Origin of the sequence: Pseudomonas sp. MF6755 (genome assembly GCF_016405635.1) — a bacterium.
GTDB lineage: Bacteria > Pseudomonadota > Gammaproteobacteria > Pseudomonadales > Pseudomonadaceae > Aquipseudomonas > Aquipseudomonas haemolytica.
Map to the genome: position 1 here is coordinate 199559 of NZ_JAEKDA010000003.1, position 22689 is coordinate 222247.

At 59.6% G+C, this 22689-nt stretch carries 18 protein-coding genes; 8 read left to right on the forward strand and 10 right to left on the reverse strand.

The genetic code is table 11. The annotated features are described in order from the left end of the window. Positions 1 to 68 precede the first annotated feature (68 nt). Genes hxsD through hxsA form a run of 4 tightly spaced genes read left to right on the forward strand, consistent with a single transcriptional unit; the run spans position 69 to position 3692 of the window. Positions 69 to 368 (forward strand): His-Xaa-Ser system protein HxsD, encoded by a 300-nt coding sequence (gene hxsD / locus JFT66_RS05045; protein ID WP_034119521.1) that lies wholly within the window; start codon positions 69 to 71, stop codon positions 366 to 368. Beyond that, positions 365 to 1852, forward strand: a complete 1488-nt coding sequence (gene hxsB / locus JFT66_RS05050) for a His-Xaa-Ser system radical SAM maturase HxsB (protein WP_162524993.1) — start codon at positions 365 to 367, stop codon at positions 1850 to 1852. Before hxsD ends, hxsB begins: the two co-directional genes overlap by 4 nt. Then, positions 1852 to 3087, forward strand: a complete 1236-nt coding sequence (gene hxsC, locus JFT66_RS05055; protein ID WP_034119519.1) for a His-Xaa-Ser system radical SAM maturase HxsC — start codon at positions 1852 to 1854, stop codon at positions 3085 to 3087. Before hxsB ends, hxsC begins: the two co-directional genes overlap by 1 nt. Next, a complete protein-coding gene (gene hxsA, locus JFT66_RS05060) occupies positions 3084 to 3692 on the forward strand; it encodes a His-Xaa-Ser repeat protein HxsA (RefSeq protein ID WP_198858895.1) in 609 nt (202 codons plus the stop codon). Before hxsC ends, hxsA begins: the two co-directional genes overlap by 4 nt. A 147-nt stretch (positions 3693 to 3839) precedes the next feature. Here hxsA and JFT66_RS05065 read toward each other — a convergent pair whose 3' ends face one another. Continuing rightward, positions 3840 to 4823 carry a 5'-nucleotidase gene (locus tag JFT66_RS05065; RefSeq protein WP_034119517.1) on the reverse strand — a complete coding sequence of 328 codons (984 nt, stop codon included), beginning with the start codon at positions 4821 to 4823 and terminating at the stop codon, positions 3840 to 3842. A gap of 301 nt (positions 4824 to 5124) precedes the next feature. On the opposite strand from JFT66_RS05065, the gene JFT66_RS05070 reads away from it, so the two are divergent. The 3 genes from JFT66_RS05070 (at position 5125) to JFT66_RS05080 (ending at position 8538) form a co-directional block, all read left to right on the forward strand. After that, positions 5125 to 5415: a type II toxin-antitoxin system ParD family antitoxin gene (locus JFT66_RS05070; RefSeq protein ID WP_034119516.1), complete on the forward strand. Its 291-nt coding sequence runs from the start codon at positions 5125 to 5127 to the stop codon at positions 5413 to 5415. 2 nt (positions 5416 to 5417) lie between these two features. Beyond that, positions 5418 to 5774, forward strand: coding sequence for a type II toxin-antitoxin system RelE/ParE family toxin (locus JFT66_RS05075; RefSeq protein ID WP_153839843.1), 357 nt, complete (start codon positions 5418 to 5420; stop codon positions 5772 to 5774). Between the two features lie 346 nt (positions 5775 to 6120). Beyond that, positions 6121 to 8538, forward strand: coding sequence for a DUF3772 domain-containing protein (locus JFT66_RS05080; protein ID WP_198858896.1), 2418 nt, complete (start codon positions 6121 to 6123; stop codon positions 8536 to 8538). Positions 8539 to 8605: 67 nt separating this feature from the next. Here the strand turns inward: JFT66_RS05080 and JFT66_RS05085 are convergent, their stop codons facing one another. The 8 genes from JFT66_RS05085 to JFT66_RS05120 all read right to left on the reverse strand — a co-directional run bounded on the left by JFT66_RS05085 (position 8606) and on the right by JFT66_RS05120 (position 18870). Then, a complete protein-coding gene (locus JFT66_RS05085) occupies positions 8606 to 10849 on the reverse strand; it encodes a TonB-dependent receptor (protein ID WP_198858897.1) in 2244 nt (747 codons plus the stop codon). A 150-nt stretch (positions 10850 to 10999) separates the two neighbouring features. After that, positions 11000 to 11983: a siderophore ABC transporter substrate-binding protein gene (locus tag JFT66_RS05090; RefSeq protein WP_153872022.1), complete on the reverse strand. Its 984-nt coding sequence runs from the start codon at positions 11981 to 11983 to the stop codon at positions 11000 to 11002. Then, the gene (locus tag JFT66_RS05095; protein WP_153872023.1) at positions 11980 to 12762 is read right to left on the reverse strand and encodes an iron ABC transporter ATP-binding protein; all 783 of its coding nucleotides are present in this window, start codon (positions 12760 to 12762) and stop codon (positions 11980 to 11982) included. The genes JFT66_RS05090 and JFT66_RS05095 overlap by 4 nt, the downstream gene beginning before the upstream one ends. Continuing rightward, the gene (locus JFT66_RS05100; protein WP_198858898.1) at positions 12759 to 13709 is read right to left on the reverse strand and encodes an iron chelate uptake ABC transporter family permease subunit; all 951 of its coding nucleotides are present in this window, start codon (positions 13707 to 13709) and stop codon (positions 12759 to 12761) included. Before JFT66_RS05100 ends, JFT66_RS05095 begins: the two co-directional genes overlap by 4 nt. Beyond that, on the reverse strand, positions 13706 to 14650 hold the full coding sequence (locus tag JFT66_RS05105) for an ABC transporter permease (protein WP_153839838.1): 945 nt from the start codon (positions 14648 to 14650) through the stop codon (positions 13706 to 13708). Before JFT66_RS05105 ends, JFT66_RS05100 begins: the two co-directional genes overlap by 4 nt. Beyond that, the gene (locus JFT66_RS05110) at positions 14647 to 16416 is read right to left on the reverse strand and encodes an ABC transporter ATP-binding protein (RefSeq protein ID WP_198858899.1); all 1770 of its coding nucleotides are present in this window, start codon (positions 16414 to 16416) and stop codon (positions 14647 to 14649) included. Before JFT66_RS05110 ends, JFT66_RS05105 begins: the two co-directional genes overlap by 4 nt. Beyond that, positions 16410 to 18215, reverse strand: a complete 1806-nt coding sequence (locus JFT66_RS05115) for an ABC transporter ATP-binding protein (protein WP_198858900.1) — start codon at positions 18213 to 18215, stop codon at positions 16410 to 16412. Before JFT66_RS05115 ends, JFT66_RS05110 begins: the two co-directional genes overlap by 7 nt. Before the next feature lie 142 nt (positions 18216 to 18357). Next, complete coding sequence (locus tag JFT66_RS05120) at positions 18358 to 18870, reverse strand: sigma-70 family RNA polymerase sigma factor (RefSeq protein WP_034119507.1); 513 nt, start codon at positions 18868 to 18870, stop codon at positions 18358 to 18360. Positions 18871 to 19098: 228 nt separating this feature from the next. Between JFT66_RS05120 and JFT66_RS05125 the strand changes: the two genes are divergently transcribed. Next, complete coding sequence (locus tag JFT66_RS05125) at positions 19099 to 21255, forward strand: condensation domain-containing protein (protein ID WP_198858901.1); 2157 nt, start codon at positions 19099 to 19101, stop codon at positions 21253 to 21255. Positions 21256 to 21298: 43 nt separating this feature from the next. Here the strand turns inward: JFT66_RS05125 and basC are convergent, their stop codons facing one another. Continuing rightward, complete coding sequence (gene basC / locus JFT66_RS05130; RefSeq protein WP_034119546.1) at positions 21299 to 22615, reverse strand: putative histamine N-monooxygenase; 1317 nt, start codon at positions 22613 to 22615, stop codon at positions 21299 to 21301. Positions 22616 to 22689 lie beyond the last annotated feature (74 nt).

The following is a 22689-nucleotide window of genomic DNA, read 5'->3' on the forward strand; positions in this document are numbered from 1 at the left end:
TGATGGCATAACGCCTCGACCACCGGCAAAATCCACACGCTCCCAATGGATTTGAAGGATCGGTTCCGATGACATGGCCAGTCACGCTGAAACTCGGCAGCGCAGCGTACCCGCTCAGCGTGGTGCAACGCGTGGCTTACTCCCTGGCCGACACTGTCGCGATCCAGGTCGGTATTGAAGCCAATCAGATAAGCCTCACGGCCCACCCCGCTGAATCAAGGCTAACGCTTTCCCCGGAGCAGGCTCACTCGCTGATCCTTCAGCATCTGAACGACTTCGCCCTACGCGACCATATCAACCGCGAAACAGTAGGGTTGCGCGAAGTCCTGGCCCGAGCCGCGCTCGCTGGATGTGGGATTTCCCAGTGACACTGATTACGACAGACGCCAAGCACTACCGCTTGCTGCCTTTTCGATTCATGCGCATGAACACGGGAAATGACCGTGACATACTGCTCACCTCCGATACTGGTGAGTACATGCACGTGAACGACGCGCAATTACGAGCCCTCAGTTACTTCGACGTTCAAGCAAGTACGCCTTTTTACAAGGACCTGCTGGCCCGCCACTTCATCTACGAACCAGGCCGCCACGACCCGTTCCCGGAAATGGCCGCGCAGTATCGCAGCCGCAAGGACTTCCTCTTCCAGGGCCCTGCACTGCACTTGTTCGTGGTTACATTGCGCTGCAACCACACTTGCCAGTACTGCCAGGTGTCGCGGGCCCCTCTGGGAGGATCCGGCCACGACCTGTCGGAAGCGAATGCACAGGCGGCGGTTGATCGCCTGTTCGAATCGAACGCTCCGGCCTTGACTGTGGAGTTTCAGGGTGGCGAGCCGCTTCTGGCCTTCGAGCGCGTCCGCCAAATTGTCGAATGGGTCGTTGAACGGAACGTGGTCGAACAACGGGATATCCAGTTCGTCATCACCACCACGCTGCACCACCTGACGGAGGAAATACTCGACTTCGCGGAACAAAATCGCATTCAGTTTTCGACCTCGCTCGATGGGCCGGCGCCCTTGCACAACGCCAACCGCCCTACGCCGTCACGAGACTCCTACGAACGCACTGTAAAAGGCATCCAGCGGGTCCGTGAGCGCCTTGGCCATGATGCAGTTTCCGCGCTGACCACGCTGACTTCAAGAAGCCTCGAACAACCTGAAGCGATCATCGATGAGTATGTAAGCCAGGGCTTCTCCAGCATCTCGCTTCGGCCTCTGAGCCCTTATGGGTTTGCCACCAAGAGTGCCCATCGACTTGATTACCCAATTGAGCGATACCTGACCTTCTACAAGAAGGCACTGGCTTATTTGCTGCAGATAAACCAACAGGGCGTGTATCTCTCAGAGAGTTACACGAGCCTGTTGCTGAAAAATATTCTGACACCCTTCTCCTCCGGCTATGTAGACCTGCGCTCCCCTGCTGGAGCAGGCACTGCAGCGCTGGTTTACAACTATGACGGTTACGTCTATCCCTCGGACGAAGCCCGAATGTTGCTGGAGATGGGTGAAGACGGCTTGAGGCTCGGCACCGTACACCAACCCTTGTCTGAATTACTCGCATCGCCCGTTATGAATGCGTTGCTCGCCAGTGGTGTAGCAGAGGCGCTGCCGGGCTGCTCCGACTGCGCACTTGTCCCGTACTGTGGTGCTGACCCCGTCGAACACTATGCCCGCCAAGCTGACCCGATCGGACACCGAGTATTCAGCAGCTTCTGCAAGAAGAACATGGGGCTGCTGAAGCATCTTTTCGGCCTGCTTTGCGATGGCGACGACAACGTGCAGAGGGTGCTGCTGTCTTGGTTGAACAGGCGCTCTTACCACGATGTTCGATTTCCGGGTTACAGGGGCTGATGGCGATGCTACGCAAGGATACCCACTTCGAAATCCATCACCTGAATGAGCCGAAACTGCTCAAGGTCATCACCCTGGATGAGTTCATCGAACAAGGCCTGGCTGTTTGTGCCGGAAGCGCTGACTTCGGTGAGCTGCTACTTTGGCTACCAAACCAAGAAAGGCTACGAAGCCCCAACCTGCTGTCGTTGCCAGTAGGTGGATTCCTGACCCCAGAGCCATTGATTGGCGACTTCGACAGCACGCAGCTACACCTGCACACACCCAAAGATGCGGATGTCGTGCAACCCGGCGATGTCATTGCCATCACACCAGGCAACGCTTTGGTGCGAGTGCTCTATCGACGAGGCTCGGACAGCAACCTGCTGTTTATGACCGATCGTTGCAATAGCCTCTGTTTAATGTGCTCGCAGCCGCCCAAAGATATTGATGACCGTTGGCATATCGAGGAGAACCTACGGCTAATCGACCTGATGGACCAGGGCGAGGAAAATCTGGGAATCAGCGGCGGAGAACCAACGCTTTATCGCGACGGCCTGCTCGAAATCCTCGCTAAGTGCAAAGCCGTTTTGCCGCACAAATCCATTCATGTGCTCAGCAACGGGCGTCTGTTCCAAGACCCGAGCTGGATCGCTGCGCTCTCTGCCATCGGCCACCCTCAGTTGAGCTGGGGCATCCCGCTGTATGCCGACAATGCCGAAGACCATGACCATGTCGTACAGGCTCCAGGCGCGTTCAGTGAAACTCTGCAAGGTCTTTACAACCTGGCGCGGGCCAACCAGATCATCGAGATACGCGTGGTGCTCAATCGCCTGACCACGCCACGCTTGCCCGAGCTCGCCTACTACGTGTTCAGGAACTTACCCTTCGTGCGGCATGTTGCGCTGATGGGTATCGAAAGTACCGGCCTGGCCAGGAAGAACTACGAAGAACTGTGGATTGACCCGTTGGACTATCAGGAGTCGTTGAGCCAGGCCGTGTATTTCCTGTTCAACCGCGGAGTGCCAGTTTCGATCTACAACTTGCCTCTATGCCTGATCCCGGCCCACCTCTCGCGTTTCGCCCGCCAGAGCATCTCGGACTGGAAGAACCTGTTCGTCGATACCTGCCAGCAATGCGCTGCCGTCAAACATTGCTCTGGCTTCTTCAAATCCCACACCGACCGCTGGCAGAGCCGCGGCGTACAACGACTATCGACCGAGGCCTTTAGCGCCTATGCAAGGAGTGCACAGTGAAATTGCTCGACCGCTGGAAAGTCCTGATCAGTGGGATCAGCTTGCTGCCAATGGCAGGTACCACCCTGGCACAAACGGGCCATCTGTCGCTCGGCGATGCGAACTGGCAGTCCAACGACAAGCTACAACCCCCGGTGTTTGCCGATACGCTCAATGCGCCAGACACCGTCAACATCTATGCGGCACATCGTTCGCACAGTTCACACCGCTCCCACAGCTCGCACAGTTCTCACTACAGCGGCTCGGGTGGGTATAGCGCGCCTCGCTACTACAGCCCGCCCGCTACCAGCACCCGAAGTTACAGCGCGCCGAGTACTTCGAGCAGCACCCCAAGCAGCAACAGCCTTTATCAGTCGTCTGGCACTACCAGCGGGACACGTTCGAGCATTTCAAAGAGCCGCGCTACCAATGAGCAGAAAAGCAACTTGGTCACCCGTGTGCAGACCGCGCTGATGGTGCGCCAGTATTACCAAGGCTCCATTGATGGGGTGATGGGCAAAGCGACACGTGGTGCGTTAATGGCCTTTCAGATGGACAGTGGGCTGACCGTGAATGGCCGGATGGATACGCCATCGCTGAATGCGTTGGGTATCAAGATTCCATAAGTCGCCTCAGGTTAAAGCTAGCGTCTGTTCAGGAGATTTTTTCGACTGGATGCGGGTTCGCGAGCAATCCTAATTACCCTATCCAATCTCGGACTGCCCGAGGAACCTATACGAAGTCCTATAGCACTACGCGCTCAAGCGTGCGTGTTACACCACCTGCTGGACCTGATCAGTTTCAGGCTCTAGCGCAACTACTGACGCGACATGGTTGGTGATGCCGAAAGGAATGTGCACGGATGGAGCAACTGCGCTAGCCGATTTAAGGTGCCCTGATTGGTCATCGAAGAAGATGTGTGGTTTCAATACACCTAAAATTTTGCCTTTCTCGATGCCACCCAGGAAGAATGCGTCGTTAGCCATGACACCCCAACTCTTGAGCGTATTCATCGCACGCTCATGAGACGGAGCATTGCGGGCTGTGACGATCGAGACGCGTATGCGGTTTTCGTATTTAGGATTGAGCTTCTTGTGCTTCTCCTCAACTGACTGGATTTTGGATATCCGCACCATGAACTCCTTCAGCGGCCCCGGGTTATGGGGCTGCATAACGTTCTTTACTTCGTGCGCATGGAACTCAGACAATCCAGAGGCCTGCATGATTGTTTCGGACTCATCGCCGGCGAGTACGCCGTCAAAGTCGAATGCGATGCGTAGGGTTTTATCAGTTTCGTCGTCTTCAAATTTTGAATCGAGCACCTGGCCAGCCGGGTACCCGGCCTTGATAGCCGCTTCCACGTCTTTTTTGTCACCCGACAAAAATAAAGCGATATTCAGTGCTGGTATGTATTCATAAGGAGATTTTCCTTGCATGAAAATCGCCCTTGTCATCCCAAGCCCGTAGTGCTCTATAGTCTTCAGTACGCGCAGCCCAGTGTCGGGATCATTGCGTGAAAGAAGTATTACCTCGACGAGCGGATCCGTAGCATCGGCGCTCAGATCATTCACTGACAGTAAGCGCTTGATGAAAGGGAACGCTATCCCCTTAGGAAGAGGGACGTGAAGGTTTTTTTGCTGAAACTTGCGGTATTCCTCCTCCCCCTGACTCTGAAACACTGCGTCCGATGCCAGCAAATCAAACACAGCGCTGGAAGCGACGCCGATTACCAGGCGATTTTCTAACTCGTAGGGCATTGGAACCTCTCTTGATGCCTCTAAACGCAACTATTGATGGGCATCGAACATACCGATCGATTTCAGGGCGGATTGAGAAGCACACATCGCGCGCCTCCTGCATGCACAGTCAGGCATATCAATCTTCAAATCAATCTGCAGGTTGCTCTATCACGGGTGGATCACTTTGAACCTTGCTGATTGACGCTGAGTCCCCCATCACCTGATCGCCGGATGTCGGCCTCAAGCTATTCTCCTGAGAGAAAATGGCATAATATGCCAACAATCAAAAGCACCTGTTTACATGATACTGGAGCTAGTTATGGCGACGCGAAACGTTGTGCTCACCCCTCACCAGGATCAGGTTATCCATGACCTGGTGCAGTCCGGCCGTTATCAGAATGCCAGCGAAGTGATGCGAGAGGGTTTGCGTTTATTGGAGCAGCGCGTCGCCGAAGACACCGCCAAAATTGAGGCCCTGCGTCAGGCGACCTCGATCGGCATCATGGATCTTGAGCACGCACGCTTTACTCAGGTGAACGAAGGGGATCTGGAGCACTACCTCGAGGGCTTGAGCCTGGAGGCAACTCTCCCCGCACGCGAGAAACACTGAGCATGGCGCAGTATCGGATTACCAACGCGGCGCGCGCCGACATTGTTGACATCCTCAGGCTCTCCCAGACGCAGTTCGGCGATCAAGCACGCCAGCGCTACCAGGCACTTATCCTCGCGGCGCTGCAAGCGCTTGCCGACACGCCTCATCGCATTGGCAGCCACGACCGCGTTGAGCTTGCACCGGGCCTTCGCAGCTATCACCTCATCTATTCACGCCAGCAGGCCAAACAAACCCATGGAACGGTCAAAAGCCCACGCCATATCGTGTTCTATCGTGTGGCAAACGACGACGTGATCGAGGTCGTCAGACTCCTTCATGACGCCATGGAAGTGCAGTTGCACTTGGCTAACGACTGATCAGCGACCTGGCCCAACGGCGTAACTGGCCAGGAATAGCGAAGTCCGTCGCAGATCGCCATTCGCGATCACTCGCACACTCGGTACGAATGGGGGCAAAAGTGGAGGCAAACAAAAGTGTTATCGACCTAAAAACATTGTCCTAGAGCCCAGTCAAAATGTTTTTTGGCGGCCCCGATAGTCTGTAACAGAACTCCACTTAACTCCAAAAAACCTTTAATTAGCTAGGCGCGCGCAACGGCTGGTACAGCGACGGGAGGCGGCTCAGCAATGGGCGAACTACCTGGACCCGTTGCGGCAAAACGCGGCGCGAGCAATGGCAGGTTGAGATACTGTGAAAATAATCATGCAGAGAGTCATCACCAAGCGTTTTTTTACCGGGCTGTTCGCCCTGCTGATGCTGTGTGTCACCTTGCCGGCCCTCGTGCAGGCAGCGCCCGCCCCGATCAGCGACGTGCGCGCCCTGCCCTCGCTGGACGAAAGTGCGAGCGTTGCGGACCTCAACGATCAACTCGACCTGATCCGCCAGAAAGTTACCGTCAGCGCCAACGATGACTTGCTTTCCAGCCTGCGCCAGGCGGCCTTGCAGGTGCAAAAACAGGCCGACGCCCTGAGCGTCAGGCAAGCCATCGATCTTGAACACCTGGAAGACCAGCTCAACGTGCTCGGCCCGGTGCAGGCGGATGAAACCGCGAGTTTCACTCAGCAACGCACCGCGCTGACCAAACAGAAAAACGCATTGGCCAATGAGCAGCGCCAGGCCAGCACCCTGAGTCAGTCCGCCCGTGACCTGGCGACCCAGATCTTCAACCTGCGCCGCAGCCTGTTTGACTCACAGATCAGCACCCGGTCGGCCAGCCCGATCAGTGTGGTGTTCTGGTCCAACATCATTCGCCCGACGGATGACGACCTCTCACGTTTACGTGGCCTGTACGCCGATGTCAGCAGCGTTGTGACGACCGCTGTGGCGCCAGGCAACCGATTTTTTTTCGCGATCATGGTGTTGAGTGCATTGCTGGTCTGGGTCGCGGGCCGACGCGTGCTTGAACGCTTCCTGCTGGTGCGACTGATGGTGCGCTGGATGCCGGAGGGCCGCCTGCGCCGCAGTGCGCTGGCACTGGCGTTCGGGCTGTCGACCGTACTGACCATCAGCGTGGCCACCTCGCTGCTGCGCTGGGGCGTGATCAGCGACAGCACGCCCAGCGCAGACGTACTCAACCTGCTCGATCAGTTGCAGACTCTGGTGGTGTTCTGCGCCTTTATCGTCGGCCTCGGCCGTGCCCTGCTGATGCTGCCCCGCCCTTCCTGGCGCTTGCCGCCGATACCCGATCAGATCGCGACGGCCATGGGGCCCTTCCCCGTATTACTGGCGCTGGCACTGCTACTTATCGGCACCCAGGAACGCATCAACAGCGTGATCGCCAGTAGCCTGGCATTGACGGTGGCGGTGAACGGCCTGACGGCGCTGGCCGTCGCGCTGGTATTCTTCTTTGCCCTGCTGCGCTACCGGCGCACGCGCCGCCAGTACCAGCTGGAGCGCATGAACGGTATCGCTGGGCTAGTGCCCTTTGTGGTGGCCGTGTGGGTCGGAATCAGTCTGCTGGCGCTGTTGAGCGGCTACCTGACCCTCGCCTATTTCCTCACCGTCAAGCTGCTCTGGATGAGCGTCGTCGCCGCGACGGCTTACCTGCTGATTGCATGCTTTGGCGATGTCTGTGAAACCCTGCTTTCGCCCAAACAACCGGGCGGCCTGGCACTGGGTTCGGCCCTTGGCTTGTCCGAGCGTCACCAGGCACAGGCGAGCACCATACTCGCGGGCGTTGGCCGCACGCTGCTGCTGTTCACCGCAGTACTGCTGGCATTCCTGCCGTCTGGCTCCAGCCCGGGCGAGTTGCTGGCCGGCTTGACGCAACTCGACCTCACCAACAAACCCCTGGGCAACCTGAACATCGTACCGGGCGACATTCTGCTCGCCCTGATTATGCTGGTGGTGGGGGTATTCGGCGTTCGCGTGCTTAAAGAGTGGCTGGGCGAACGGCTGCTGCCGGAAACCAACATGGATGCCGGCATGCGCGCTTCGCTGGTGACTCTGGTGGGCTACATCGGCTTCGTACTGGTGGTTGTGGTGGTGATGTCGACGCTGCACATCAGCCTGACCAACCTGACCTGGGTAGTCAGCGCCCTGTCGGTGGGGATTGGTTTCGGCCTGCAAGCGATTGTGCAGAACTTCATCTCCGGCCTGATTTTGCTCACCGAACGCCCGGTCAAAGTCGGCGATTGGGTGAGCCTGGCGGGTGTCGAAGGCGATATCCGCCGGATCAATGTGCGCGCCACCGAGATCCAGATGTCCGATCGCTCGACGGTGATCGTGCCCAATTCGCAGTTCATCACCCAGAACGTACGCAACGTGACCATGGGCAACGCACTGGGCGTGGTCGGCATTACGCTCACCCTGCCGCTGGAAACCGACGTGCTGCAAATCCGCGAGCTGTTGCTGCAGGCCTTTACCGAACACGAAGCCATATTGGATGCGCCGGCGCCTTCGGTGACGTTCAAGGACCTGACCACCACAGGGGTGATCATCAGCGTCAGCGGTTACGTCAACAGCCCGCGTTCTGTAGGCGGAGCCCGCAGCGACTTGCTGTTCACCGTCCTCGGTCGGCTGCGTGAGCTGGGCATTGCGCTGTCTTCGCCGCAGAGCATGGTGCTGATCAATGAAGAGGTGGAAAAGGTACGCGCTGCGAATCAGGAAAAACTAGACTGACGCGCCCCCAGGCAAAAAGACGCCTGCATCGCTGCAGGCGTCTTTTTATGCGTTACGCAAGGCCCCGTCAGAAATCAACGGTACCCGAGACCAGCAAGGTACGCGGTGCGCCCAAACCACCGGAAAGGCCGCTGCCATCACCGCCGTTCCATGAACCCAGCCAGTACGCCTTGTTGGTGACGTTCTGCACGGTGGCGCGCAGGGTCACCGGCTTGGTCTCGACCTTGAACGCATAACGCGCGCCCACATCGTAGGTGGTGTAAGCGTCCAGCGAGACCCGATGGTCGTTGGTCGCGTATTGCTTACCGGTGTGGTTGACGTTACCGGTCAAGGTCAGCCCAGGCACGTCAAGAAGGTCGTATTCGGTGCCCAGCTTGGCGATCACCTTAGGTACGCCGGTGACTTGCTCGCCCTTGACGCCGCCGGCGACCACCTTGGTCATTTCAGCCTGGGTATAGGTCGCGCCCCCCATCAGGCGCAGGCGCGGTTGCAGTTCACCGAAGAACGACCACTCCACACCACGGTTACGTTGCTCGCCGTAGACGCCGAAGATATTGGTGGCCGGATTGGTGTAGGCACTCGGTTTCTCGATCTGGAACAGGCTGACGGTGTGGGCGAACGTGCCCAGGTCGACCTTGGCCCCCACCTCGTATTGCTTGGTCTGGTAAGGCTGCATGACCGCACCGGCATTCGCTGCCGTATCAGGTGCCGTAGCGCCCTGGCTCAGGCCTTCGATGTAGTTGCCATAGAGCGACACCTTGTCCGTCACTTTGACCAACAGCGCAGTGGCCGGCGAGACGCGGCTTTCGTCGTAGCTGACTTTCGACGCCCGGTCACCGAAGTTCTCGGTGGTGTTTTCCACGCGCTGGCGGCGGGCGCCCACGGTCCATTGCACGCGGTCATCGGCGAAGGACAGGGTATCGGCGAGCGCATAGCTGCCCAGGGTCGCGCGGGTTTGCGAGGTGGTCACGCCATAGCCCGGGAAGGTCGGTGTGTTGCCAAAGTCCAGATTGTCGAAATGGGTGGTACCGGGGATGCCGGCCCTGGCGTCCTTGAAGCTGTTGTCGGAGGTGAAACGGGTGGTGGCGAGAGTCCAGGCGTGGCCCACTGGCCCGGTCTGGAATTTGCCCTTCAGGCCGACTTCACCGGATTGCTGGGTGCCGCTGCGGATCGAGCGAATCGCCGATGAACTGATGTCACCCGCATTGTTGATCAGGGTGCTGGAGTTGATCAGCGCGTTGTAACCCCCATCGCGCTGCCCCCATGCCGCGTAGGCCGTGACGGAATCTGACAGGTCATATTCGCCGCGTGCCAGGGTGGTAGTGGTGTTGTTGATCGTGTAGGCCCACTCCGGCGCCAGTGCATAATCGCCCTTCTTCGGGCTTGGCAGGTGGGTCACGTTGGTGCCGATTGTGCTGATACCGAAGTAGTTGAGGCCGTCGATACGTTCGCGTTGCTTGTAGAAGTCGAGCGAGATGCGCGCACGCTCGCCGCGCCAATCCAGGCCCAGGGACGACAGCGCCATTTTGTGCTGCTGGTGATCCACGGGCGTGTCGCCGTCACGGTAGACACCGTTGAAACGGATACCGAACTGTTTCTTGTCGCCGAAACGTTGCCCCAGGTCCGCATGCACGCCGCCCAAGCCACGGGATTCGTACGTGGTAGTCAAGCGTGCAAGAGGCTCATCGCCCGCGCGCTTAGGCACCAGGTTGATGCTGCCGCCGACGCTGCCGCTGGGTGGCATGCCGTTGAGCAACGCCGATGGCCCCTTGAGCACCTCGATACGCTCGGCCAGTTCAGTGGAACCGCGCATGTTCGGCGCCATGCCGACCAGGCCGTTGTAGGTGATGTCATCGGCGTTACTGTAGAAGCCGCGAATGAAGAAGGTTTCAAAGTTGCTGCGCTTGGTCGGCACGTACACCGAAGGGTCGGTGGCGCCAATCAACGAACCGATGTCCTGAGCCTGGCGGTTCTGAATGTACTCATCGGTGTAGCTGATGATGTTGAACGGCGTCTCCATGAAGTCCTTGTTGCCCAGCAGTCCGACACGGCTGCCGGAGGCGACCTGCCCACCCGCATACACCGGCGGCAAGTCGTCGGCGGTGTCCATGCGGCCTTCCACCAGCGTTTCGGTCAGCTCCAGGGTTTGTTGTTTGGACGGCTCGGCAGGCGGCGCAGCGGCCGCCCCCATGGAGGTGGTGCCCAACCCCAGCAATAGCGCCATGTGTACGGCAGTGAATGTGCGATTGAAGGTAAAGCGTTGCGCAGCCTGCAGTAAATCAGGGGTGGCGTGGCGACAGCGTTCCGACATGCTGGATTCCTTTCAATTCGGAGGGTTAGTAGGTATTCACTAGATTCTCCGAACCAGAAGGCAAAACCCTCAATAGCAATCATTAGCATTTGTAAGTTTTTCTAAAAAAGGCGGATATCTGAATAACATCCGCCCTTTTTGCCGCAGCGATCAGCCCTTGTAGCCCTGGACCACCTCGTCAGCCATGCGATTGAGGCACGTCACGCTGGCGGTACACAGGTACCAGGTCTGAGCATCGACGAAGATCACATGCCCATTGCTCCAGGCCTTGGTCTTGCGCAGCAGCGGGTTATCCAGGCTATTCAAGTCCAGCGCCGGCCGGCGCTCCATCACCGCCGTGCGGTCGATCACATAGAGGATGTCGGGGTCGGCCTGCTGGATGAATTCATTGGAAATCGGCTGGCCATGCAAACCGGCCTCGATGTCACTGCTGGCCGGTTTCACGCCCAGGGTGTCGAACACGAAGCCGTAGCGCGACTTCACGCCATAGGAGGTGAACGCGCCATTGTTATGCAGCACGATCAGCGCTTTCTCCGGGCGCCCTTCGGTGACGCGGCGAGTCTGCTCGACCTTGGCGTCCATTTGCGCAACCTTTTGGCGAGCCAATTCTTCCTTGCCGAAGATGCGCCCCAGGCTGGTCAAATGGTTTTTCGCTGTGGTGATGAGATTGCCGTGCTGGTTGGTCAGGTCCACGTCGTCATAGACCGTCGGCGCGATCTGGCTCAGCTCCGCGTAGCTTTGTGCCTGGAGCGGCGAGATCAGGATCAGGTCAGGCTTGAGGGCATGCAGGCGTTCGAGGTTGGGCTGGATCGTGGTGCCGACGTCCATGATGTTCGGGTCGTCGCGGTACTTGACCAGGAAACTGGCGACGTAGTCCTTGGCAATGCCCACCACCGGCGCGCCCAACTGGTCGAGGGTGTCCAGTTCACTCATGTCAAAGGCCACCACCCGCTCGGGCAGCTTGGTAATCAGCGTCGTGCCCAACGGGTGCTCGATCTTGATCGGTTGGTAATGCGCCTGGGCAGTCGCAGCCGGTGTGGCTTGTGCCGCCGGCTTATCACAGCCTTGCAGCCCCGCCGCTATCGCGATTGCCAGCAGTGCTCCACAGCATCTTGTTGCGTTTCCGGTACTCATATCAGCTCCCTTGACGGTGTTGGATTGAAGTAGTTGCAAACGAACCCTTGCTCGCTGTGCAGGATCTGGAAATCCAGGTCGAACAGCTCCCGCAGGCGCGCCTCGGTGACGACTTCCGTGACCGGGCCACGGCAATGCACCGAGCCGTTTTTCATGGCCACGATGTGGTCGGAATAGTTGGCGGCGAAGTTGATGTCGTGCACCACCAGAATCACCGTGCGACCCTGCTCGTCACACAAGCGCCGCAGGGCGCGCATGATCTGCACGGCGTGTTTCATGTCGAGGTTGTTGAGCGGCTCGTCCAGCAGCAGGTAATCGGTTTGCTGGGCGATGGTCATCGCCAGAAACGCCATCTGCCGCTGCCCGCCGCTGAGTTCGTCGATGTAAGCCAGGCGCAGTCGCTGCAACGACAGGAACTCGATCGCTTCATCGATAGCCTGGCGGTCCTGAGCGGTGAGCGCGCCACGGCTGTAGGGGAAACGTCCGAAGGCCACCAGTTCCTCGACGGTCAGGCGCAGGTTGAAATCCGGCGATTGGCGCAAGGTGGCCACGCGCTTGGCGTAGTCACGAATCGGCACCTCCAGGAGGTTGCGGCCGCCAATCAACAGTTCGCCGCGCGTTGGCGCCAGCAGGCGTGCGATCAGCATCAGCAGCGTGGTTTTGCCGGCGCCGTTGGGACCGATCAGCGAGGTGACCTGCCCCAGGGGAAACTGCACGCTGACGTCACTCAGGACGTGCTTGTTGCCATAGGCCTTGTAGACGTGACTGAGGGAAATCATGGGGCGCCTCGGGTTCGGACCATCAGCGCGAGAAAATACACGCCACACACCAGGTTGATGAGAATGCTGACGGAGGTGTTGTAGTTGAACAGTTGCTCGACCAGGTACTGGGCGACGATAAAAATGCCGATGGCAATGGCGCAGCTCATAGGCAGCGTGACCCGATGCCGCGCGGTTCGCGCCAGCGCATAGGTGATGTTCGCGACGAACACGCCCATGAACGCGGTCGGCCCGACGAGGCTGGTGGACACCGCCACCAGAATCGCGATCAGCGCCAGTTGCAGGCGCACACTGCGCTGATAGTCGACCCCCAGGGAGATCGCCTGGTCACGCCCCAGGGACAGGACGTCGAGCGTCGGCAGGCTGCGCTGGGTGATCAGGCATACCGCCGCCACCAACAGGCCCGAGTAGATCACTTGCGCCGGTTGCGCCTTGTTGAAAGAGGCATAGTTGAAGCCCTGGAAAATCGAGAACTCGCCGGGGCTGATTTTCAGCTGGATAAATTGGGTAAATGTCGCCATCACCATGCTCAGCACCAGCCCCAGCAGAAGCAGCAGGTAGACGTTGTTGCGCCCGTCGCGAAATAGCCAGCGATGGATCAGCCACGAATAGCCGAGCATCAACAGCACCGACAGCAACACATTGCCGTTACGCCCCAGCAGCACCAGGCTCTGGGTGCCCAGCCACAGGATCAGCAGGGCCTGGAACAACAGGTAGATAGCTTCATAGCCCATGATCGCCGGGGTAAGGATCCGGTTGCCGGCGATGGTCTGGAAAATCACCGAGGAATAGGCAATGCACACCCCGGTAATGCCCATCGCCGCCAGGCGAGTGAGCCGCTTGGGAATGACGTACGCGAAGTCAAACCCCGAGCCCAGCAACAAGAATGCAAGCGCCAGGGCCAAGACCACCAGCCAGACGCCGAAGCGGGTTGCCATGCCGTTCATGTGTACTTCCTGATCAGCAACACAAGGAACAGCACCCCGCCCACGCTGCCCGCAGTCAGGCCGATGGGCACTTCGAAGGGATAGATCAGCAGGCGGCCGAGGATGTCGCAGGCCAATAGCAACGACGCGCCGCACACCGCGACGATGGGCAAGGTTCGCTCCAGGTTTTCGCCGTAATGCAGCGCCACCAGGTTGGGAATTACCAGCCCCACAAAGGGAATGGCGCCCACGGTGATCACCGTGGCGGAGACGGTGACCGCCACCAGTATCAACCCCAGCGCGGCGTTGGCCGCGTAGTTCAAGCCGAGGCTGCTGGCCACGCCCTCGCCCATGCCCATCACAGTAAAGCGATGGGCGAAGAGGTAGGTGAGCACCACGATCGGAAGGATCAGGTAGATGATTTCGTAGTTGCCCTGGACGATCTTCGAGAAGTCGCCGAGCATCCAGCCCTGCATGCCCTGCAGCATGTTGTGCCGGTAGGCATAGAACTCGGCGATGGCGCTCAACACGCTGCCGTACATCAGGCCGATGACGGGCACCATCACGGTGTTCTTGAACTTGATACGGCGGATGATCGCGACATACAGCAGGCTCGCCCCGAAGCAGAACGCCAGGGCAAACAGCATCCTGCCGGCCGCACCCGTGGCAGGCGCCACTGTCAGCGAAATCAGAATGCCCAGCTTCGCTGCATCGAGGCCACCCGAGGTGGCGGGCTCGACGAAGCGATTGCGCACGATTTGTTGCAGGATCACGCCGCAGATGGACAGCCCTACGCCGGTCAGGATCAACGCCGCCAGACGCGGCAAGCGGCTGGCCGTGAGGGTCAGCCAGGCATCATCGGAGAAGGTCAGCAGCGCGGTCCACGAGACCTGCTTGACGCCCACCATCAGCGACAGGCAACACAGCGCGGCAAACAGTAGCAATAAAGCTGCCCGACTCAAGAACCGCCCTCACTGCCCGATGCTCCGGCAATCCGCCAGCCTTTCGCGGCCCGACGCTGCGCGAGGAAATGCGCGTAGAGCCCAGGCTCGGTACTCAGTGCCGAGTGGGCACCGCGCTCGCTGATGCGGCCTTGGTCGAGCACCACGATCTGGTCGGCCATGGCTACCGTGGACAGTTGGTGGGCTATCACGATCAGCGTGCGGGTGCCACGCAGGCGTGCCAACGCATCGGCAATGGCGGCCTGGTTCTCGGCATCGAGCGCTGCGGTGGCTTCGTCGACCAACAGAATCGGCGCGTCCTTGATCAGCGCACGGGCGATGGAAATTCGCTGGCGCTCTCCGCCGGACAGCCGCGCGCCGCCCTCGCCCACCGGTGTCTCCAGGCCCTGTGGCAAGCGTTCGATGATCTCGATGACACCAGCCTGCCGTGCCGCCTCCATTATCTGGGCATCGCTGGCATCGGGTTTGCCGATGCGGATGTTGTCGGCAATGCTGCCCTGGAACAGGTAGGCGTCTTGGAAAATCTGGCTGATCTGGCCGGCCAGTTGCTCACTGGACATCTGCCGCACATCCACACCGCCCAGAATCACGCTGCCCTGCGTCACGTCGAAGAATCGCGCAATCAGCCGCACTAGCGTGGTCTTGCCTGAACCTGAGGCACCCACCAGCGCGGTCATGCTGCCCGGCTCGATACGCAGGCTGATATCGCGCAGAACCTCAGGCTGATCCTCGGCGTAACGAAAGCTCACGTTGCGCAGTTCGACCGAGCCACCCACGGGCGCTTGCGGCGCCGCTGGCTGGGGCAGTGGCTGGACCGCGAAGATCCCGCGCACCGCCTCCAATTGGCCACGCGCGCCACGTAGCACCTCGCTGTAACCGGCGACTTCGAGCAGCGGATCTATGAAGCGGCTGACCAGCAGCAACGACACGATCACGGCAATCACCGAACCCGCTTGCAGGTTGGCGCCCACCTGCTCGCCCAGCGACAGCGTGGCGGCGACCAGCAAGGCGGCGAAACCGGCCTGCACCGCCCAGGCATTGAACACCACTGACATCGCCGAGACATGAATCAGACGCTTGGCCGACTGCTGCTGGCGTGCGATGGCCTGTTCCAGAAACTGAGTGCCGCCGTCCTCGCCGTTGAAAGCGCGCAGTACCGATTGCGCCTGGGCGAACTCGACCATGCGCTGACTGGTGAGGGCCGCATTGTGCTGGAAGCTTTGATCGGCACGCTGACCCAGGTGAGCGGTGAACGCGAAGACACCGAACAGGATCGGCAGCGTCACCAGCGCGATCAGCCCCATCTGCACATTCAATGTAAACAGCGCGACGAGGATCACCACCGGCGTGACCACGCCGGTGATCAGCGGGGTGAACACGTGGGCGGGCAACTGGGCCATTTCCATCATGCCCTGGGACGCCACATGACTCAGCCGCGCAGTGTTTGGTGCACTGAACCAGCCGACCGGCAGGCGCGCCACATGGTCGCCGAGCCGATGACGGCCACCTTGCAGGACGGCGATGCCGACACGGATACCGGCCTTCTCCACCGTGCGCCGCAGTGCCCAGCACAGCGCCACGCCGATCATCAGCACCACCAGCCATTGCGCCGCCGAACGCAGCTCGCTGCCCAGCAGGTGGGTGAGTACCGGCACCAGGGTGACTATCGTCAGCCCGCAAAGCAGGCCATAGGCCAGTGTCATCCAGAGGTAGCGGCGCAGTACCGGGGCCTCTTCGCCCAGCAGTTGAATAAAGGTTTTCAGCATGACGATACCGCCTGTTCACTGCCCTGTTCAGAGCCTTGTTCATAGCCGCCCAGCGCCCACAGTCGGGCGTAGCGGCCGTTGCGCGCGAGCAGTTCGTGATGACGGCCCTGTTCGCAGATCGTGCCGTTGTCGATCAGGATGATCTGATCGGCATGCATCACCGTATCGAGACGGTGAGCGATCACCATCAAGGTGCGGCCCTGGGCGAATCGCGACAGGGCTTGCTGCAGCTTCACCTCGTTTTCGGCATCGGCTGCCGCCGTGGCTTCGTCGAGCACCAGCACGGGCGGGTCGAGCAACACGGCGCGGGCAATGCTCACGCGCTGCAACTCGCCACCGGAGAGCTGCACGTCCTCGCCAATCACCGAGTCGTAGCCCCGTGGCAATGCGAGGATGCGTTCGTGAATGTTGGCGGTGCGCGCGGCGTCTTCGATTTCCTGCTGGCTGGCCGAAGGGCGGCCCAGGGCGATGTTGTCGCGCAGGCTGGCATGGATAAGGCGCACTTCCTGCAACACAAAGCCGATGCGTCGATACAACTGCGCGCTCTCGATCTGCCGCAGGTCGACGCCACCCAGGGTGATACGCCCCTCGCTCGGATCGAAGAAACGCAACAGCAGGCGCGCCAGGGTCGACTTGCCGGAGCCGGACGCGCCGACAATCGCCGTGACCGTGCCGGGCTTGAGCGTGAAGCTGACATCGCTGAGTACCGGGTGCTCTGCGTCGTAGCGGTAGCCGACGTGTTCGACGCGTATTTCAGCCTGCACAGGTAGCGTTGCTGCCTCGCCCGCCAGGGTTTCCAGCACCGGGGTCTGCAGTAACTTGTGCACGCGCTGGGCGGCGCCGGTGGCGTTGTTCAAGTCGTGGGTGATGTAGCTCAGCAGCAACAGCGGCGCACAAATGCCCGGCGCCACCAAGGCGAAGGGCAACACCTCCACTGGCGAGATCCAGCCCAGGCTCACGAACAGCGTGCCAGAGGCCAACACCACGCCGAGCACCGCCACCGGGGCGATCATCGCGTGAGCGTTGGCCATTGCGCTGACCAGCGGCCGAGTGAAGTCGGTGAACGCGTCGGCAAACGCATCCACCGCTTCACGGTAACTGCCGTGGGCCTTGCCCTCGACGCCAAAGGCCTTGACCACGGGAATGCCGTTGACGAACTCGACCACCGCATTGTTGATACGCGCCATGCCGGCGCCAAACGACTGCATGTTCGCCCCGCTGGCTTTGGTGGCCCTGGAGAAAAACAGGAAAAACAGCGGGAACGGCAGCAGCGAGACGATCGCCATGCGCCAGTCCATGGCAAACAGGTAAATCATCGAGATAAGAATCGCGCCGAGGGTGCGGCCCAGGGTGGTGTAGAAGTGTGCCGTCAGGCTGTGCAGCGTACCGATGTCATCCTGCATCGCCTGCTTGACCTCGCCCGATGCCCGGCTGGTAAACCAGCCCAGTGGTACCTTGGCCAACCGACGGGTAATCGCCAGGCGCAAACGCCCGGTGATGTGATTGTCGGCCAGGTGCGCGACCATTTCGCTCATCGAGATCAGCGTCAGCCCCAGGAACAGACACCCCAGGCTGATGATCACCACGCGCCAGACGGGGCCCTGCATCTGCGCCCACGCCGTGGCCATTTCTGCCTGGCCCATCGCGAACTGGGCGATGTACGCGATGCCGGCCAGGGGCACCATCGTCAGCATCGTGCCGATGGCGGCCAGCAGGCCCGCAACGATCAGTCGTCCGCGTATGGGCTTGAGGACCTGGGACACCGAGCCGGTGCCTGCGGATGGTTCGTTAACACTCATGAGCTCTCCTGAATAACCACTGCAGGCAACCTGAGGGCATGCCTGACTTCCTTTACGCTCGAAGGCTTTGCGCACTGCGTACCTTGTCTTCCGGACAGCAACGCAAAATCCTCAATCGAAACGTTCATTTATCGGTGAGGGGTCAGGGCCCGGAGACAAACGGGGAGCAGGCCCGCAGCCCACTGGCGATATACTTTTCGACGGAAGACACCGACACCTTCAACTCGGTGGCAATGTCGCGATGGCCCATGCCATGCAGCTTGCACAGCAGCAGTGCCTGGCGGGTCTTGACGGGTTTGCGGTGCAGCGCGCGATCGATCTGGGTCAGGGTTTCGGTGACCAGGGCGCGCACTTCTTCAGACGGCGCCAACGGCTCGGCCTGCAGCTTGAGCCCTTCGAGGTGGCACGTTTCAAGGCGACGGCGGCGATAGAGGTCGATCACCATGCCCTTGGCGATTTGGGTCAAGTGACAGCGCGAGTCTTCGATCGAGGGCAAGCGGCCTTTTTTGATGAGGTTGAGATAGACGTCGTGGGCGAGGTCCGCAGCATCGACCGGGTTGCCCAGCTTGCGGCGCAACAGCCTGCACAGCCAACTGTGATGGTCGATATACAGCCTTTCAAATTGCTGCTTAAACGCGAACGCTCCGTTGTCCACTTCACCTCTCCTGAGACGCTGATATTCGCGATCAGATTTTGACTAATGCGAATAGGTATGATTATTATTTGAATCATACGGCGTTCATAGAGCCCCTGCAATGCAACGTGCCTGCCCCTCTTTTTGTGCCCGGAATCCCGGGCGTTACCCCAGACTCCGGATGGGTCTGTCGGCACTCGGTGCCATCTCTACTTCTGACTGTTCAGTTTGATAAGGCGGGAAATTTCCATGATGGAACCCAATCCAGATACGTTTTCGAAACTATCTGCCACACGTTACGAAGAGCATATCTGGCTCTTGCAGCAGCAATATCCCGAACGCATGCTCAAACACTTCAGCGCCTGGCAACTCGACGCGGATATCGATGTTCCAAAGCTTGAGCGGGCGATCAAGACTGTTGTCGAATCCTTGCCTGATCTGAACGCGCGCTATCAGTTCAACGACGACGGTGAAGTGGACAAAGTTCACGCCATTGACTGGCAATCCTGCGTTGAACTCATTCGCTCAAACTCCGAGACCGACGCCACCGAGCAATTGCTCGCGCAGCAGGCGGCGCCTTGGGATGCGCAAACTCAGCCACCGCTCAAGGTGCTGATTATTCAAACCGGACAACACGTGATCCTGGCGTTCGTGGTGCACCAGATCCTCGACCAGACTTGCCAGGTCATCGATCTGTATCGCGGGGTGCTGAACGCTTATGTCGGTCACTCGGCCAGCGATACACCGTGGTTGCAGCACCAAGCGGATGGCACTATCAGTGCACCTACCGTCAGCGCCCCGCCGACGACGGCCAACCATGACGTCGAGGCCATTATTCTTGGCGAATTCCGTGGCGCACTGGCCGAGCCCGACATGCAACTGACGGACGACTTTTTTGATTTCGGCGGCCATTCCCTGCTGGCGACCCGCATCATCGGCAAGCTGTTGAGCAACCACGGCATTGAAGTCCAGTTCAATGACTTCTTCAGTGCTCCGACTGCAGCGGCCCTGGCATCACGGGCCAACGTCATCACGCAGAACGATGGGGCAACGGCTGCCCGGAACGTGCCGCAAGACGTGCAAAAAGCACCCTTCGCCCTCGCCCAGGCGTCCCTCGGCCGAGCCTATGTGGCCTATGAGTTCGGGACGATTTTCAACCTGCCGTTTGCCCTGGACTTTCTCGATGGTGTGGACGAGGCGCTGTTCGAGCAGGCCTTCAGCGACCTGCTCAAGCGCCACGCGAGCCTGCGCACCACCTTCCACTTTGAGGGCGATGAGGCTTACCAGCAGATCGTGCCTATCGCACAACTGTCGGACTACAAGTGGTTCTGGTCCAGCCATGAAAGCCTGCGGACGACGCTGGAAAGCGAGGCCACTTATCAATTCGACCTGTCCCGCGAACTGCCCCTGAGGGTTCGCTTCATTTACGACGTACAACGCCAGCGCCAGACCCTGTCACTGCTGGTCCATCACATGGCCATTGATGAGTGGTCGCTCAACGTCATGATGGAAGAGCTGGCACAAGCCTACCTCGCCCGCGCCGCCGACAAGGCACCCACCTGGGCAACACCCGCACGCTCATTCCATGAGTTTGCGTTGCGCGAGCAGGCCACCGGCATCAATCAACACCATCTCGACTATTGGACGAGTATGTTGCGCCATGCCACCCGTGGCTTGACGCTGCCCTCCCCTGGCTCCCAGGCGAGCGCGCCCATTACGGTATCATCGAAAGCCCAGTGGTTTGAGATCAAGCCGGACCAGACGCTCACCGATAACCTCTATACCTTCGCCAGGCAGAACAATTCGTCTTTGTTCGGTGTGGTCTATACCGCCATTGCGTTGTCCCTGCACAAGCTGGCTGACTTGAAAGACCTGGTGATCGGCACCTCGGCCTCCGGCCGTACCGACCCCGGTTTCTACGAGACGGTGGGCTACTTCACCACGATGGTCGCACATCGGGTGCAGTTCGATCCCCGGCAAGCCATTGGCGCCCTGGTGGAAAACGTCACCCACTTGATCAACGACTCCATGGCCTATGCCGACGTGCCACTGGAACTGATTCAACATGCCCTGGGCATGACGCCCGCCGATGGCTTGCTGTTTGACGTGTACATCCAGATCCACGCCAACAATGCCTTGAACGGGGCCCTGCAAACCCCCGACGCCAAGACGATCCGCTACCGCCAGATTGACCCGGACAAGAGCCAGTCGATGTTCGGGATTCAGTTCGAGATCATGGAAAACATGATTGATGGCAAACGCGCGTTGCGCCTGGTGATTACCTACCTGTCAGACCGCTACAGCGCCGAACAGATGGCGCGTCTGAGCGCGACGATTGATCAGGTGTTCACGCTGTTCACCACGCCCGATGCCGCCGGCATCGTGATCGATCACATCCGCGTATAACCCTCCAGCCGGGTCTTGTTAACAAGACCCGGCATTTCAACGTCTACCCTTCATGCATCCCGTAGCGCTGGAACGACGAGCGCTTGGGCAAGCGGTAGTGCGGCTGGCCCAGCAACTGGTTGGCAATCGTCGCATTGCGAATGGCGGAAATTCCCAGGTCCGGTGAACCCACGCCATGCTGGAAGATTTCCGCGTTCTGCACAAAAATGCGGCCCGCGCCTGCATCGCAACGACGCGCCGTAAAATCCTCCTCGACGATGCAGTCACCGTACTCATCGGTCTCCAGCACACTGCCCTTCAGCCGCTCAAACCACTGCGGCCAGACATGCCCGTACCCCGTGGCCGCCACAATCGCATCGGCTTCGAAGGTGCTGACCTGGTCCAGTTCGCGGTGCCGGTAGGCAATGCGCAGCGTGCCGTCGATATCCTCCACGGTTTCCACCTCGCAATTGGAAAGCAGCGTCAGGCCCGGGTCACTGCCGCCAATCGAACGCTCGTAGATCAGGTCGTAGATGTCGGCAATGGTCGAGAAACTGATGCCCTTGTACAGCAAGCCCTGCCCCGCCACGATGTCTCGACGGCGCTCGCGGGGAATGCTGTGGAAGTACTCCATGTAGGACGGCGTAAAGCACTCCTGCCCAAGCTTTGAATACTCCATGGGATGAAAGCCCGGCGAACGGGTAACCCAGCGAATCGAAGCGCCCGCCGCGATGCGTTCCGGGGTCAATTCGTTGAACAGCGCCAGCACGCACTCCGCCGCACTTTGGCCGGACCCGATCACCGTGACCCGCTGACACTGCGCCAGTTGCGCCTGCCGTTTACCGAACTCCGCCGAATGCATCACCGGCGCTGTGCTCTTCACCTGCGCCCACTTCGGCAACAACGGCACGGTGCCTATGCCAATGGCCAAGTCGCGGCTGTAGTAATGACGTTTGAAGCCCGACACCGACTGGCTCTCGATGAGGAACCGGTCGACGCTGGCGTCATAACTCACCTCACAGATGTCTTCACCGAAGTGGCAGTCGGGGAGTTGTTGCGACGCCCAGCGGCAGTAATGGTCATATTCGCGGCGAGGCACCTGGAAGTTTTCGTAGTAATAAAACGGGTAGAGGCGATCCTGCTGATGCAGGTAGTTCAAATAACTCAGTGGGTGTGTGGGGTCGGCCATCGTCACAAGGTCCGCCAGAAACGGAACCTGCAGCGTGGTACCGGGCAACAGAAGCCCTTCGTGCCAGCGAAACTCTGCTTTGCGGTCGAGGAAAATACTTGTCACGCCAGGATGCCTGGACAGTAACGCAGCCAACCCCAGATTGAAGGGCCCGATGCCGACTCCGGCAATATCAACATGTGGTGTATCCATCATCCCATCCATCTCCATAGGTACTGGTTGGCAGTGGCACGGCTTTCGGACGGCCACTGCGCTCATAACAAATT